This window comes from Streptomyces tardus, assembly GCF_018101125.2.
Lineage (GTDB): Bacteria > Actinomycetota > Actinomycetes > Streptomycetales > Streptomycetaceae > Streptomyces > Streptomyces tardus.
Map to the genome: position 1 here is coordinate 4,141,259 of NZ_JAELVF020000001.1, position 14,433 is coordinate 4,155,691.

Annotated in this window: 13 protein-coding genes; 9 read left to right on the forward strand and 4 right to left on the reverse strand. The window is 69.7% G+C overall.

The genetic code is table 11. The annotated features are described in order from the left end of the window. The first annotated feature begins 100 nt into the window (after positions 1-100). The 3 genes from lipA (at position 101) to JGS22_RS17725 (ending at position 2,327) form a co-directional block, all read left to right on the forward strand. Positions 101-1,042, forward strand: a complete 942-nt coding sequence (gene lipA / locus JGS22_RS17715) for a lipoyl synthase (RefSeq protein ID WP_211038188.1) — start codon at positions 101-103, stop codon at positions 1,040-1,042. A 388-nt stretch (positions 1,043-1,430) separates the two neighbouring features. Then, positions 1,431-1,631 (forward strand): SCO2195 family GlnR-regulated protein, encoded by a 201-nt coding sequence (locus tag JGS22_RS17720; RefSeq protein WP_211038335.1) that lies wholly within the window; start codon positions 1,431-1,433, stop codon positions 1,629-1,631. A 9-nt stretch (positions 1,632-1,640) separates the two neighbouring features. Next, the gene (locus JGS22_RS17725; protein ID WP_211038186.1) at positions 1,641-2,327 is read left to right on the forward strand and encodes a DUF4191 domain-containing protein; all 687 of its coding nucleotides are present in this window, start codon (positions 1,641-1,643) and stop codon (positions 2,325-2,327) included. 277 nt (positions 2,328-2,604) lie between these two features. Here JGS22_RS17725 and JGS22_RS17730 read toward each other — a convergent pair whose 3' ends face one another. After that, a complete protein-coding gene (locus JGS22_RS17730) occupies positions 2,605-3,072 on the reverse strand; it encodes an RDD family protein (RefSeq protein ID WP_211038184.1) in 468 nt (155 codons plus the stop codon). Between the two features lie 402 nt (positions 3,073-3,474). Here JGS22_RS17730 and glnA point away from each other — a divergent pair, with 402 nt between their 5' ends. The 5 genes from glnA (at position 3,475) to JGS22_RS17750 (ending at position 7,567) form a co-directional block, all read left to right on the forward strand. Continuing rightward, positions 3,475-4,890 (forward strand): type I glutamate--ammonia ligase, encoded by a 1,416-nt coding sequence (glnA, locus tag JGS22_RS17735; RefSeq protein WP_211038182.1) that lies wholly within the window; start codon positions 3,475-3,477, stop codon positions 4,888-4,890. A gap of 300 nt (positions 4,891-5,190) precedes the next feature. Beyond that, on the forward strand, positions 5,191-5,802 hold the full coding sequence (locus JGS22_RS17740) for a type IV toxin-antitoxin system AbiEi family antitoxin domain-containing protein (protein ID WP_211038179.1): 612 nt from the start codon (positions 5,191-5,193) through the stop codon (positions 5,800-5,802). After that, positions 5,802-5,972 carry a hypothetical protein gene (locus JGS22_RS26425; protein WP_236073193.1) on the forward strand — a complete coding sequence of 57 codons (171 nt, stop codon included), beginning with the start codon at positions 5,802-5,804 and terminating at the stop codon, positions 5,970-5,972. The genes JGS22_RS17740 and JGS22_RS26425 overlap by 1 nt, the downstream gene beginning before the upstream one ends. 9 nt (positions 5,973-5,981) lie before the next feature. Beyond that, positions 5,982-6,701, forward strand: coding sequence for a nucleotidyl transferase AbiEii/AbiGii toxin family protein (locus JGS22_RS17745; protein ID WP_268980968.1), 720 nt, complete (start codon positions 5,982-5,984; stop codon positions 6,699-6,701). Positions 6,702-7,249: 548 nt separating this feature from the next. Next, positions 7,250-7,567, forward strand: coding sequence for a hypothetical protein (locus JGS22_RS17750; protein WP_211038177.1), 318 nt, complete (start codon positions 7,250-7,252; stop codon positions 7,565-7,567). A 381-nt stretch (positions 7,568-7,948) separates the two neighbouring features. Here JGS22_RS17750 and JGS22_RS17755 read toward each other — a convergent pair whose 3' ends face one another. Next, positions 7,949-8,224, reverse strand: a complete 276-nt coding sequence (locus JGS22_RS17755; protein WP_211038175.1) for a hypothetical protein — start codon at positions 8,222-8,224, stop codon at positions 7,949-7,951. 618 nt (positions 8,225-8,842) lie between these two features. Between JGS22_RS17755 and JGS22_RS17760 the strand changes: the two genes are divergently transcribed. Then, entirely contained in the window at positions 8,843-9,487 is a 645-nt protein-coding gene (locus tag JGS22_RS17760; RefSeq protein WP_443742855.1) for a restriction endonuclease, read from the forward strand. A 91-nt stretch (positions 9,488-9,578) separates the two neighbouring features. Here JGS22_RS17760 and JGS22_RS17765 read toward each other — a convergent pair whose 3' ends face one another. Beyond that, on the reverse strand, positions 9,579-12,101 hold the full coding sequence (locus JGS22_RS17765) for a serine/threonine-protein kinase (RefSeq protein ID WP_211038174.1): 2,523 nt from the start codon (positions 12,099-12,101) through the stop codon (positions 9,579-9,581). Between the two features lies 1 nt (position 12,102). Next, the gene (locus JGS22_RS17770; RefSeq protein WP_211038172.1) at positions 12,103-14,334 is read right to left on the reverse strand and encodes a serine/threonine-protein kinase; all 2,232 of its coding nucleotides are present in this window, start codon (positions 14,332-14,334) and stop codon (positions 12,103-12,105) included. Positions 14,335-14,433 lie beyond the last annotated feature (99 nt).

Here is a 14,433-nt window from a genome sequence, read left to right on the forward strand (position 1 = left end):
TAGGGGCCTTGTTAAAGCCGGTTGACGCCGGTGATGCCCAGCAGACCCATGGGCGTACTCTGGTCTGAGCCGAAGAATCAAAAGTTTGAGGGAGCCGGACGTGTCCGCTGTCGCACCCGACGGTCGCAAGATGCTCCGCCTGGAGGTCCGCAACAGCCAGACCCCCATCGAGCGCAAGCCGGAGTGGATCAAGACCCGAGCCAAGATGGGCCCGGAGTACAACGCACTCCAGTCCCTGGTCAAGCGCGAGGGGCTGCACACGGTGTGCCAGGAGGCGGGCTGTCCCAACATCTTCGAGTGCTGGGAGGACCGCGAGGCCACCTTCCTCATCGGTGGTGAACAGTGCACCAGGCGCTGCGACTTCTGCCAGATCGACACCGGTAAGCCCGCCGAGTTCGACCGCGACGAGCCGCGCCGCGTCGCCGAGTCCGTCGAGCAGATGGAGCTGCGGTACGCGACCATCACCGGCGTGGCGCGGGACGACCTGGAGGACGGCGGAGCCTGGCTCTACGCGGAGACGGTGCGCCAGATCCACGCCAGGATGCCCGACACCGGCGTCGAGCTGCTGATCCCCGACTTCAACGCGGTGCCCGAGCAGCTGGCCGAAGTCTTCTCCTCGCGCCCCGAGGTGCTCGCGCACAACGTCGAGACGGTGCCCCGGATTTTCAAGCGGATCCGCCCCGCCTTCCGCTACGAGCGGTCCCTCGAGGTCATCACCAAGGCGCGCGAGGACGGCCTGGTCACCAAGTCCAACCTCATCCTGGGTCTCGGCGAGACCCGCGAGGAGGTCAGCGAGGCGCTGCGCGACCTGCACGAGGCCGGCTGCGAGCTGATCACCATCACCCAGTACCTGCGCCCCAGCCCGCGCCACCACCCGGTCGAGCGCTGGGTGAAGCCGCAGGAGTTCGTCGAGCTCCAGGAGGAGGCCGAGGAGATGGGTTACGCGGGCGTCATGTCCGGTCCGCTCGTCCGCTCCTCCTACCGCGCGGGCCGGCTGTACAAGCAGGCCCGCGAGCGCCGCGAGGCGACCGAGGCCGCCTGAGCCCCGCGCTCCCTCGTACTGCACCGCGACACATGCGGCACCCGCACCACGACCGTGCGGGTGCCGCATGCGTGGTGTGTGCGGTGCCCGGGTGACCTTCGTGCGCGAAGTGGCGTGCGGGGCACCAGTCTTGGTGTGCCGTGTCCCGGGTGTGACGCGCGGCTCAGTTCCTTTCGAGCCTTTTGACCGCGAGGACATCTGGTGGTAACACCAGAGGGTGATGCTTTAGCAACACAAAGTGTGCGCCGTGGTCTTGGTGCTCCGCCCAGCGCCGGCCCCACCGCACCCGCACCACTCGCCGCCCGCCGTACCCCGCGCCGCCCGCACCACTCGTCGTACCTGTACCGCCCGTCCGCTCCCGCCCGTGCCCTCGAAGGGGATCACCGCCATGTCGGCTGCCGTTCCTGTCCGTCCGTCCTTCGCCGGGGCGCTGCGCGCTCTCGAGTCCGTTCTGATGCGCGGCGAGCAGCAGACGGCCCGGCGAAACGCCTGGAACGCCGTGCTGGAGGACCGCAGCAGGGCGCGTGTGCGGACCGAGACCGAGCATGTGCTCGAGGCCGCGGCTGAAGGTGCTTCGGTGGCGACGTAAACTCTTCCCATGGCGAGGAAGGAAAATTCCGAGAACCCCGGGCGACTCAAGCAGATCGCCCTCACCTACAAGATGACCAAGCGGAGCGATCGCTGGATCGGTCTGATTCTGCTGGGTGTCGGCCTGGTCACCTTCGGTGTGCTCCTCGGTATCGGTTTCTTGATCGGTCACCCGATCTATTTGGGCATCCTGGGCTTCCTGCTGGCCTTCCTCGCTACGGCGATCGTCTTCGGGCGGCGCGCCGAGAAGTCGGCCTTCGGGCAGATGGAGGGCCAACCGGGAGCGGCTGCAGCGGTGCTCGACCGGATCGGCCGAGGCTGGGTCGTCACCCCCGCGGTGGCGATGAACCGGAACCAGGACGTGATCCACCGCGTCGTCGGCAAACCCGGCGTGGTGCTGGTCGCCGAGGGCAACCCCAACAGAGTCCGCGGTCTGCTCAACGCGGAGAAGAAGAAGATGTCGCGGCTGCTCGGCGACGTGCCGGTGCACCCGATCATCGTCGGCAACGACGAGGGCCAGGTGCCGCTGCGCAAGCTGCGGCAGACGATCGTCAAGAAGCCCCGGGTCCTGCCCGGCGGTCAGGTCACCGAGGTCAACGACCGGCTGCGCGCCGTCGGCGACCTGATGAGCAACATGCCGATGCCCAAGGGTCCGATGCCCAAGGGAATGAAGATGCCGAAGGCGCCGCCGCGCTGATATATCACCCACGACGCGGAGCGGGGTGGCGACGGTTCGACCGTCCCCACCCCGCTTCTCTGTCTCCGCCCACCCTGACAGCTGCTCTTCCGCCTCCAGGACCGCAAGGGTGCCGGGCCCACCGGCCCACCTCGTGGCAAGCCCTTGCTCAACGTTCGAGCCACCAGCGCGCCCCGGTGGTCCGGACTGCGGAGGGACGCACCTGCCCGCTCGCCCGCGCCGGTGCGGCGGCGACAGTCGGTACGCCGCCCAGCGCCGCTGCTCCCGGTCGCGGACGCTACATCCGTACCTGGACAGCGCCGCTGATGCGGTCGTGCAGGCCGCGGCCGTCCCGGTCCCACACCAGCGGCGGGATCACCAGGAGCAGCAGTACGGTGCGCACGAACACGCGGGGCACGGTGAGCCGGCCGCCGTCCAGCGCGATCACGCGCAGCCCCAACACGCGCTTGCCCGGCGTGAATCCGAGGGTGCCGACGGTGAGGAACGTCATGACGCCGAAGACGACCAGCGTCCAGTTGCTCGTCGACTGCGCCTCGCCCCCGCTCAGCAGGCCGAAAGCGATCAGCAGACAGAGGAACCAGTCGACGAAGATCGCCGCGATGCGGCGGCCGGGAGCGGCGACCGAGCCCGGCCCCTCCTGGGGCAGACCGAGGCGCTCGCCCCGGTAGCCGAACTCGACGCCCATCTGCTCCGCCGCCGCGCGGGGGCCGGAGAGCCACGATCCAAGTACCTGCCGATTGTCCACCCGACCACGGTAGCGCGCGGGGCGCGGGGCATCGTACGCCGCCCGGGCTTGCGGTGCTCCGCCGCCGGTCGGAGACTCGCCGCAGGGCTTTGTGGCGGGCGTCCCGGTCCGAGCCGCGTGCGGCCGTCGAGGGCGGGACACCGCTCCCCGAAAGGCCGCCGACCGGCTCCCGACCGGCTCCCGACCACCTTCCGAAAGACTCCCGACCGGACCCCGACGGGGAGCCCGACCGGCTCTCCGAAAGGCGGCAAATGGGGCCGCTCGTCGGTTAACACCGGCGAAACAACTGGGTCATGCGAGAGAAATCCCGTATGCCTAGGGTCAAGCCCGCAGGCCACCGCACTGGCGCTGCGAAAAGAGCTGCAAACCCCGTCCTCGCGCGGCGGGCCTAGGAGGACTTGGATGTTCCAGAACGCCGACGAGCTGAAGACGTTCATCGCGGACAACGACGTGAAGTTCGTCGACGTTCGTTTCTGCGACCTGCCCGGCATCATGCAGCACTTCACGGTGCCGGCCAAGACCTTCGACCCGACCGAGAACCTGATGTTCGACGGATCCTCGATCCGCGGTTTCCAGGCGATCCACGAGTCGGACATGGCACTGGTCGCCGACATCTCCACCGCGCGCCTCGACCCGTTCCGCAAGGACAAGACGCTCAACATCAACTTCTTCATCCACGACCCGATCACCGGCGAGCAGTACAGCCGTGACCCGCGGAACGTGGCGAAGAAGGCCGAGGCGTACCTCGCCTCCTCCGGTATCGCCGACACCGCGTTCTTCGGCCCCGAAGCGGAGTTCTACGTCTTCGACGACGTGCGCTTCGAGACCAAGGCCAACGCCGGCTACTACCACATCGACTCCGAGGCGGGCGCCTGGAACACCGGCGCCATCGAGAACGGCGGCAACCGCGGCTACAAGGTCCGCTACAAGGGCGGCTACTTCCCCGCCCCGCCCGTCGACCACTTCGCCGACCTGCGCGCCGAGATCTCCCTGGAGCTGGAGGAGGCCGGTCTGGAGGTCGAGCGCCAGCACCACGAGGTGGGCACCGCCGGACAGGCCGAGATCAACTACAAGTTCAACACCCTGCTCGCCGCCGCCGACGACCTGATGCTCTTCAAGTACATCGTGAAGAACGTCGCCTGGCGCAACGGCAAGACCGCCACCTTCATGCCGAAGCCGATCTTCGGTGACAACGGCTCGGGCATGCACGTCCACCAGTCCCTGTGGACCGCGGGCGAGCCCCTGTTCTACGACGAGGCGGGCTACGCGGGCCTCTCGGACACCGCGCGCCACTACATCGGCGGCATCCTCAAGCACGCCCCGTCGCTGCTGGCCTTCACCAACCCGACGATCAACTCGTACCACCGCCTGGTCCCGGGCTTCGAGGCCCCGGTCAACATGGTGTACAGCCAGCGCAACCGCTCCGCCGCGATGCGCATCCCGATCACCGGCGCCAACCCCAAGGCCAAGCGCGTGGAGTTCCGCGCCCCGGACCCGTCCTCCAACCCGTACCTGGCCTTTGCCGCGCTCCTGATGGCGGGCCTCGACGGCATCAAGAACAAGATCGAGCCGGCGGAGCCGATCGACAAGGACCTCTACGAGCTCGCCCCCGACGAGCACGCCGACGTCGCCCAGGTCCCCACCTCTCTCCCGGCGGTCCTCGAAGCCCTTGAGGCCGACCACGAGTACCTGCTCGCCGGCGGTGTGTTCACCACCGACCTCATCGAGACGTGGATCGACTACAAGCGCACCCACGAGATCGCCCCGATGCAACTCCGCCCGCACCCCCACGAGTTCGAGCTCTACTTCGACATCTAAAAGCCTCTGACCTGTGAAAACGCAGTTCGAGCTATTGTCGTCGGTGCAGGTCAGCGACTCGCTGACCTGCACCGACGGTTTCGTATCGGTGCCGCGATCCCGCTCGATCCGCCTGGTGCGCACCCGGACAGTGCACCGAGATCAAACTGGGACGAAAAGGGGGCAGTCCGCTGCCGACCGTGGGGGGCATCCGACGGATAATCACGGAGGGTAATTACAGCGGGGGCGACTACCGCCTTGCATCCTGGCGCGTGTACCAAATCCTCCCCATCTCAGGTCGACCTGGGTAGAATTTGGTACATGCTTAAGCCCACTGACCGACTCATGCAACGCCTGGCGGGCCTGCCTCCGACCTTCACCTCGCGCCAGGCTCGCGCCGTTGGGCTTCCTCCACGGGATCTGGCCACCTTGGCCTCCGCCGATGACATCGAGGAGATCTCCCGGGGTGTCTACCGTCGGGCCGACGCAGCACCGACAGCCCACGTCGACGTCCTCGCAGTCTGCACCCGGGCGCCGCACGCGATCGTATGTGGGGAGTCCGCACTGACGCTGCACGAACTGATCGACGACATCCCGTACGAGGTGCACATCGCGGTACCACGGGGCACACACCGCCCGGCGATCGCCTATCCCGCGACCCGGACGTCTCAATATGCTGCGGATACCTTCGGCTACGCGATGGACCGGTTCGAAGCTGCTCCAGGCGAAACCGTCCCCGTCTACAGCCCCGCACGTTCCGTGGTGGACGCCATGCGCCTCGGCGGGGCCGCAGGCAGACCCCTCGCGCTCAGCGCCCTCAACCGCTACCTGCGCCGACACGGCCAGGGCGGCGTCGCCGACCTTCAGGAAGCCGCTCAGACACTCGGTGCCCTGTCCACCATCCGCCCAGCCATCGAAGCGGTGCTCGCCTGATGCCCAACCCCACCCGCGACACAACCGCCGGGCGTATCTACAACGACCTGCGCAACCTCGCCCGCCGCACCGGACGACCAAGCGACCAGTTGATGCTCGAATACGTCCTGGAACGCTTCCTGTTCCGGTTGGGCAGTCACCCCGAGGGCGGCCGGCACTTCGTACTCTAGGGTGGCCTGCTGCTCGCCCAGTTCGGCGCCCGTCGCATGACCCGCGACATCGACATCCTCGGCCGTTCGTTCTCCGGTGGCGAAGCCGAGATCACCCGCCGCATCGCGGCCATCGCCGCCGCCGAGGCCGACGACGGGGTCGCCTTCGACCCCACAAGCCTGTCCACCGTACCCATCCGTGGGGACGACGAATACCACGGACTCCGCCTGACCATGGCCGCGAGTCTCAGCCGGGCGCGACTCAAGCTCCCACTCGACGTCAGCTTCGGCGATCCGGTCACTCCCGAGCCAAAGTTGATCGATTACCCGCAGGCCCTGGAAGGAACGCCCTTCCCGCTCTACGGCTACCCGATCGCGACCGTCGTCGCGGAGAAGCTGTCCACCGCCGTCGCTCTCGGAGATCTCAACACCCGGGACCGCGACTACGCAGATCTCTACCAGCTGATCACCCGGCACCGTCTCGACGGCAACGAACTCATCGATGCCCTCACCGCGACCGCCGGACACCGAGCCATCCAGCTGCGCCCACTCAGCAGCGCCATCACCGACCTGCCGACGCGTCGTCAAGCTCCGTACACCGCCTGGCTGCGTCGCCAGGGTCCCTCAGCCGAGAACCATCCCGAAAACCTCACCGAGTTGGTCGCCCTCGTCGCGGACTTCGCCGACCCGCTCCTCACCGGCACCGCCACGCAACGAATCTGGGAGCCGCAAGCGAAGGCTTGGACCTGAAGCCCGATCCTGGGGGCCAGTGCGCTGCCGCTCAGGAACTCCGTGTACTCGCACGGACTCAACAATCGCGAACGAAGTGGGATTGCCGTGCACCAAGGCATTCCGGAGACACCGCCCCGGCACCAGCACAGCCACACCCGTCGCTAGCCTCCCCGCCGTGTGCACCGGTTGTGCACCAGACTCTCTGCGAGTACTCATCTACTCAGGTCAGGGCCGTGTTCATGGAGTACTTCGACATCCAGGAAGCTCGCGGATCAGAGGCTGTTCGCTCTGATCCGGGCCGTGCACGGCCCACGGCCGTTTCGCTGCGCGGTTGTCGGTGGTGCGCGCTTTGGACCTCCCAACCCAAATGAGATGACGGATGACCTCAGGTCGAGCGCGAATCGCTCGGTACTCGCCAACGAAAGGGCAGTCAGAGGCGACAGCCCGACGCAGCTGGGTGCGTGCTCGCCGAGGGCTCGACCGCGTGCACGGCACATCGACCGGACACCGCGCTCAGCGTGCTCGACTGCCGGGCCCGCTGTGGGCATGGGTATGCTCCGGACCTTATGAGTGCTGTACGACCCTGGGGCCAGGCCAAGCTGGCGAGCGGGCCCGCGGCTGCGATCGTCGTTCTCGGTGACCTGCTTGTGTGTGCCGTGCTGCTTCTGATGTCCATAGGGATCATTGGTGCGGAGCCGACAACCCGGGCCGAGGAGACCGCTGCTTGGCAGTCTGCCGGGAAGCTGTACTTCGGCTGGCTGGTGGTGGGTGCGGCGTCTTTCGCCGTGTTGCGCATGCCGAAAGCTCTGCTCGCCCACGTGTCGACGATGTTGCTCTCGCCCGTTGCCCTGTTCGTGCTGCTGCTCTCGTCCAGTCCCGGTTGATGCCGGACGTGCGGGTGTGGCTCGGAGTAGCAGGCCCGGCGATCAGCGCCTTCGCAAGCTCCGTCACAACCTCGGCGCGCTGCTCGTCACCCAGGATCGAGGCGGCGATCAGACGCGCCGCCTCAAGTGTCCGGGTGAGGAGGCGAGCTGCCGCCAACAGACGAGAGCGCAGCCGAGGGTCAGAAACGCTTCGTGGATGTCGTCGCGGATCTCCCAGCGGATCCGCAGCCGTCGGAACCAGGGCAGGTGGGCGAACGCGCGCTCCAGACCCAGCGTTGAGCGCCCGGTCCCGAGCCGTGCCCGGTCCCACGGCGGGCGATCACCGGCTTCACGCCGAGGGCTCGGACGAGACGGGGGTACTTGTCGTGGTCGTAGCCGCGGTCACCAAGCACGATCGCATGCCGTGTACCGGTCGCCGGGGGCCGGGTTCGATCCGCAGACGTCGGTGCCCTTCTTACGGGTGCCGAGGCTTGTGCCTGTGGTCGAGGGGACCGTGCGGATGTGTGTGTCCGTCATGGCCACGTAGAAGTGGCACGACGGCGGAGGTTGCGGGTCCGTGGTGTCGGCGGCTGTTGCGGTGCCGGCCGAGGCGATGGCGCCGGTGGTGAGGAGGGTCGCGGTGGTGAGGACGGTGGCGAGTTTCCGTCTGAACGTCATCTGCGTCTCTCCTTCGGTGGGGGTCGTCGCCCCGTGGCGGGCACGCCGTGGCGCGGCCGGGCCGCGCAGTCGACTTCGGTGAAATCGGTGGCGGTCGGGTCGAGTTGGTGTGCGGGCGGGTTCGGGGCGGGGATGTGGTGGGTGCTGCGTCGTCCGTGGTCGCCGTACCGCGCTGGTGCGGCAGGTACGGCGACGCGGTGGAGCGCGAGTGCTCCGGAGCGGTCGGCCCTTGAGGCAGGTGGCGACGACGTAGCCCTCTCCCTTGGTCTTGTGCGCGAAGCACACCCACTTCGAGCCGGTCCTGCCGCAGGCGGTGTAGCGGCTGCCCGCCTTGGACGGTGTGCCGCAGATCGACTTGCCCTTCTTGAGGGTGCCGCGGAGCTTGGCGCCGGACGACGGCTTCTTGCGGATGTTCAGATCCGGCGCTGTGCGACGGGTTTGGTGACGCTGCCGCCGGGGTGGCTTGAACGTCCCTCGCGCGGCCGGATCTGCGGCCTTTCCCGGCCGTTCGAAGCTGGTGAGGATGTGCGCAACCGGGCGGTGAGAGCGGAGAGTTGGTTGGTTGCGAAGCGCAGGAGGCGGTCGGCGGCGAGGCGTCGGCGTGAGGCCCGTCGGAACGTGGCACTGGTGGCGGCGGTGGGGCTCGCCGTGCTGGTGGTGAACTGGTCGCTGGTGTGGCCGTACCTGCTGGCGGCTGTGGTCGGTGGATCCGCCGGCGGGCTGGTGTGGTGGTTGTGGCGGACGGATCGGCTGCTGCGTGCGGGGGAGCGGGCGCGCAGGGACGAGGAGGTGCGCGAGGCCGGCCGCAGATCGCTGTCCGAGGTGGACGCGATGAGCTGGCAGGAGTTCGAGCGCTACGTCGCGTGGCTCTGTCGGCGCGACGGTTGCCGGGACGTCGAAGTGAGCGGAAAATCCGGCGACTTGGGGGCCGACGTACTCGCGACGCTGCCGGACGGGCGGCGTCTGGTCGTGCAGTGCAAGCACTACGCGCCGCACCGGTACGTGCCCAGCGGCGATATGCAGAAGTTCGTCGGCACCGCCTATCTGCACCACGGCGCCGATGTGGCGGTGTTCGTGGCGACCTGCACCTTCAGCAAGCCCGCGATGGCGCTTGCCGTGCGCCACGGGGTGCTCGCCGTGCACCGCGACCTGCTCGGCCAGTGGAACACCGGCAGCCCGCTCTCGGAGCTGCTGCCGATCAACGGTTCCGGGCAGGGGGACCGCCGTCACCGCCGACGGTGGAAGGAGACCTATCGCGGGTAAACGCGGTCCCGGCGGCAAGCAACTGACGGCCACTCAACAGCGCGTGCAGCAGCGGCTGTTGGCGAACCGGCCCGTATCGGAGCCAAGTTGGTCAGCTGCCCTTCGCCGTCAGGGCGGTGAGGCCGTCGTTGCCCGGGCCGTAGAGGTGGCCGCCGCCCGCCCACATGGCGACCGGCTCCGAAAGGGGGGACGTGCCGGTGCGGAAGCCGAACTGCCAACGCGCTCTGCCGTCCTCCTCGTCGAGAGCCCACACCTTGCCGCTCGTCCACAGGTACGCGGTGTCGTCGGCGCAGCGGATGGCCACGGAGCCCGAGGTGAGCGTGGGTACGTGGCCGGCCCACCGTACGTCGCCGGTTCTGGCGTCGAAGGCGTGGACGAGGACCTTGCCCTGGTGGTCGGGTCCGGCGGCGAACACGGTGCTGCCGTCGGCGTTGGCGCACACCGCGTAGTAGACGATCCGGTCGGGTGAGGACCAGGCGACCTGGCCGTTCTCCGGGTCGACCGCGTAGAGCCTGTTGGACAAGTAGAGGAAGTGGCCGCCGGCGGAGGTGTGCGGGCCGTCGAACCAGGGGCGCATGAAGACCTCCGGCCCGGCCCCGGACATGTGACCGCCGCCGGGCGCCGGCTGCTCCCACAGCTGCCGGCCCCCGCGTGCGGCGTCGAGTGCGGACATCCGCGGCGAGGTGCCCTGCATGTCCGCGTTGGCCAGCCAGAGCAGACGTCGACCGGAGGACGGGATGCGAAGAGAGGTCTGGTTCATCATGGTGTTCTTGAAGCTGCGCTCCCAACCGACCTTTCCCGTACGGGTGTCGACCGCCCAGACGAAGGTCGATCTGCCGCCGGAGCCTCCGGCGGGACCGGTCGGAAGGCCGGAGGGGAGTTCGGAGGGATCGGTGGGAAAGCCGGAGGGGAATCCAGTGGGCAAGTCCGAGAGGTCGTCGGGGAGTTCGATCTTCGGGGCGGTGTCGCCGCGTACGTAGACGGTGTCGCCGAGAACTCCGGGCACCCAGGCCATGGAGACCGAGGAGGTCTTGCCCTTCGCCGTCCAGACGGTCTCGCCGGTGTCGAGCCGGACTGCCCTGAGCGCGCGGGAGGGGAGGCCGGAGGTCGAGTCGGAGGCTGCCGTCACCAGGGCGTAGACGTGCTTGTCGTCGACCGCGAACGCGTTGCCGCCCATGCCGCCGGTGCTGAGTTCGGCGGCGAGCGGGTTCGGACCCCACAGTGCGCGACCCTCCCGGCTGAACGCGAGGATCTGCTTCCCCGCGCCGACCACGACCGTCTCGGCGTCGCCGCCGATCTCGGTCAGGTTGCCGGAGACCGGTACGGACCAGCGGGGTTTCGCCTCGGTCTCGGTGCTCAGCGACCGCCCCGGGTCGGTCAGACCGGATTTGGACGACGAACCACCCTTGCCCGAGGGCCCGTTGGGCTCCTCGTCGCGCGGCCACAGCGCCACTGCGGCGCCACCGCCGCCGACGAGTGCGACCGCGCCCGCGGCGAGCCCGAGAACGAGAGCCCGCCGGGAGGGCGAGGGCCGGCCGGACTCCGGCGGCGAGGTGGGTGGCTGCGACGGGTGTGGCGGAACCGCCCCGGGTACGGACGGTCCGTGCGCTCCCGCCGGCCCCGCACCGTACGCGCCGCCTCCGTACGCGCCGCCAGCACCCGCGCCGCCTGCCGCGCTCCCCGACGCGCTCCCCGACGCGTCCGCCGACGCGTCCGCGCCGGTGCCGCGCGGCGTCATCACGTTCGCCGCTTCCTCGACCGCAGTGACGATCGCCGGCGGCAGCCAGCTGCCCGGGTCGATGCGCACCGCCAACTGCTGGACGAACTCCACCAGTTGATCCGGTGTCGGCCGGTCCTGCGGGGACTTGGCGAGGCAGGCGGCGACGGTCAGTCGCAGGCTCGGCGGTACGGCCGCGAGGTCCGGTTCCTCTTCCGCCACGCGGCGCAGCACCCTCAGGGGCGGTTCGCCGGGCGAGCTGAAGAGCCCGTGGCCGCGTGCGGCGAAGGCCAGCGTCGCACCGAGCGAGAACACGTCCGAGGCGGCGGTGACTTCAGCGGCGCGCGCCTGCTCGGGCGACATGTACGAGGGGGTGCCGAGCACCGCGCCGGCGACCGTCAGCGCGGTGCCGTCGGCGGCGCGGGCGATGCCGAAGTCGATGACGTGCGGTCCGTCGAGCGCCAGGAGCACGTTGGCGGGCTTGAGGTCGCGGTGGGTCAGACCGGCCGCGTGGATGTTGACCAGTGCCTCGGCGATCCCGGCAAGCAGCGAACGCAGCGCCGACTCCGGCAGCGGCCCGTGGTCGGTCACCGCCCTGTGGAGCGAGACGCCGGGCACGAACGCGGTCGCCATCCACGGCACCTCCGCGTCCGGATCGGCAGCCACCACCGGTGCGGTGAACGCCCCGGAGACGGCGCGCGCGGCGGCGACCTCCGCCCTGAAACGCGCGCGGAACCCCTCGTCGTCGGCGAGTTCGGGCCGGATCAGCTTCACCGCGACCGTACGGCCGCCGCTGGAGCGTCCGAGGTGGACCGAACCCATGCCTCCGGCGCCCAGCCGGCCGAGGAGTGTGTACGGACCGATGCGGGTGGGGTCGTCGGGGGTGAGCGGCTCCATGTCAGGCTCCGTTCGCGTGCAGTACGGCGATGGTGGTCGCGGTCGGGTCGCACAGGGCGAGTCGGCCGTGGGCCGCGTGCCAGACGAGTTTGAGCGGATCGGTGCCACGGAAGCCGGAGTACTTCCAACGGGGCTTTCCGTCGGCGGAGTCGAAGGCCCAGACGACGCCGTCGCCGTCCATGCTGTAGAGGTTCCCGTCGGAGTGCAGAAGGCGTGCGGAGCCGAGTTTGCCGTCCTTGCGCACGGCGGGCAGCGGCGCCTGCCAGGACGCTTTGCCGCTGTCGCGGTCCAGTGCGCGCACAGTGGCGCCGCCGTCGTCGTCCGCGCGCAGCACGTAGAGCACGGTCTCCTTCTCGCCGGTGGCCATGCCGTCGCCGCGGGCGGAGGCGACCAGGCCGGTGGTGCTCCACAGCTTCTTGCCGGCGGTGTCGCGCAGGGTCGTCCGGCCGTCGGTGGTGCTGTGGACGAAGTGCGGTCCGAAGGCGAAGACCGAGTGCGAGCGTGCCTTCTCGCTCCAGTCGACCTCGCCCCGCGCGTCGAGTGCGGCCGTCCGCTCCGTGCCGGCGAGGACGACCGTGCCGCTGCCGGAGGGCAGTGCCGACCACAGGACGTGGTCCTTCTCGCCGTGGAACCAGGCGGTCTTGCGGTCAGCGGTGTTCAGACACCAGACGTGGGCCCCGGAGAAGGCGGAGCCGCCCTTGCGGCCGTCGCCGAAGCCCACCGTGTACACCTTGCCGTCCCGCACCCCGGCGAGTGCGTGGACGCCCGAGGTGTGTTCCCGGTCGATCTTGGTCGTCCACAGCGACTCGGCCTCGGTCAGGTCCACCGCGGTGACGGCGGGGCCGGCGCCTGCGAGCGTCACCGACATGCCGCCCACGTAGAGCCGGTCGCCGTCCAGCGCGGCGACGGTCTTCGGCATCGTCCCGGAGAGCGCGAAGGTGGTCTGCGGGTCGGCGGGGTTGACCGACCACTTCTCCTTGCCGTCGCCGTCCAGCGCGAGGACCTGGCGCAGCGACACACCCAGCACCAGGTCCTTCGCGCACAGCACCTGCGGGCAGGGTTCGGCGCTCTTCACCTTCCAGGCGAGTGTCGCCTCCCGAACGCCGTCCGCCGCCGGGCGCCGAATCTCCCTGCCCGCGCCGGACTTGCCCGAACCGTGGCTGCCGTCGTCACCGAGCGCGAACCAGGCGCCGAGTCCGCCAGTCGCGAGGGCGCCGCCGGCCGCTCCGAGGAGCAGCAACCGTCGGGAGGGGCCGCGCCGGTCGGCGACGGGCGACGGACCGGTCTCCTTCGAAGGTCGGCCCAGCAGCACCGTCGGCGGGTCCGTCGCGGCGTCGGGCTCGGGGGCGGGCAGCGCGGTCATGACCGAACGCAGCGCCACCACGTCGCCCGCCACCTCGTCGGGCAGCCAGCTGGCTGACGTCAGCGGGGCGCCGGCCCGTTCGACGGCGTCGCAGATCTCGCGAGGCCTCGGGCGTGCGGCGGGGTCCTGTGTCAGGCACGAGGCGAGCAACTCCCGCAGCCCGGCGGGCAGTCGGGCGAGATCGGGCTCGGTGTGCACGATCCGGAACAGCACCGCAGCGGCGGCTCCGTCGCCGAAGAGGCTGTCGCCGCGTGCGGCGTGGGCGATGGTCGAGGCCAGCGAGAAGACGTCGCTCGCCTCGGTCAGCGGGGAGCCGACGGCCTGTTCCGGCGACATGTACGGCGCCGAACCGATGACCGCTCCGGTCGAGGTCAGCGCGGTGCCGTCGACAGCCCGGGCGATACCGAAGTCGATGACGTGGGGCCCGTCGAGGGCGAGGAGCACATTGGCCGGCTTGAGGTCCCGGTGGATCAGCCCGGCCTCGTGCACGCTGACCAGGGCCTCGGCGACACCGGCCGTCAGCGTCCACAGGGTGCGCTCGGGCAGCGGCCCGCGCTCGCGCACCGCCTTGTCCAGCGCGACGCCGGGGACGAAGGTGGTCGCCATCCACGGCACCGCCGCCTCGACGTCCGCGTCCACGACGGCTGCGGTGAAACCTCCGGAGACTCTGCGCGCGGCCACCACCTCGTGCCGGAAACGGTCCCGGAACGCGCCGTCCTCGGCGAGTTCGAGCCGTACGACCTTCACCGCGACCGTCCGCCCGCCGGCCGAACGCCCCAGGTAGACGGCGCCCATACCGCCCGCGCCGAGCCTGCCGAGCAAGGTGTACGGGCCGATCCGACGCGGGTCGGCGTCCCCCAACTGCTTCATCGCACCCCCAAGACGTGAAGCTGTCAGATTACTGCCAGCGGCCAGGCGTGCACGGGTGTATCCGCCCAACCTCCCGCCGCCGCAGGGCTCTTCGGGATG

What these genes read in the sequence shown, in the direction of transcription:
- JGS22_RS26425 (WP_236073193.1), top strand. Translation starts at nt 5,802, where the DNA reads ATGCCCAACCCCACCCGCGACACAACCGCCGGGCGTATCTACAACGAC.
- JGS22_RS17755 (WP_211038175.1), bottom strand. Translation starts at nt 8,224, where the DNA reads ATGACGTTCAGACGGAAACTCGCCACCGTCCTCACCACCGCGACCCTC.
- JGS22_RS17765 (WP_211038174.1), bottom strand. Translation starts at nt 12,101, where the DNA reads ATGGAGCCGCTCACCCCCGACGACCCCACCCGCATCGGTCCGTACACA.
- JGS22_RS17720 (WP_211038335.1), top strand. Translation starts at nt 1,431, where the DNA reads ATGTCGGCTGCCGTTCCTGTCCGTCCGTCCTTCGCCGGGGCGCTGCGC.
- JGS22_RS17770 (WP_211038172.1), bottom strand. Translation starts at nt 14,334, where the DNA reads ATGAAGCAGTTGGGGGACGCCGACCCGCGTCGGATCGGCCCGTACACC.
- JGS22_RS17750 (WP_211038177.1), top strand. Translation starts at nt 7,250, where the DNA reads ATGAGTGCTGTACGACCCTGGGGCCAGGCCAAGCTGGCGAGCGGGCCC.
- glnA (WP_211038182.1), top strand. Translation starts at nt 3,475, where the DNA reads ATGTTCCAGAACGCCGACGAGCTGAAGACGTTCATCGCGGACAACGAC.
- JGS22_RS17740 (WP_211038179.1), top strand. Translation starts at nt 5,191, where the DNA reads ATGCTTAAGCCCACTGACCGACTCATGCAACGCCTGGCGGGCCTGCCT.
- JGS22_RS17725 (WP_211038186.1), top strand. Translation starts at nt 1,641, where the DNA reads ATGGCGAGGAAGGAAAATTCCGAGAACCCCGGGCGACTCAAGCAGATC.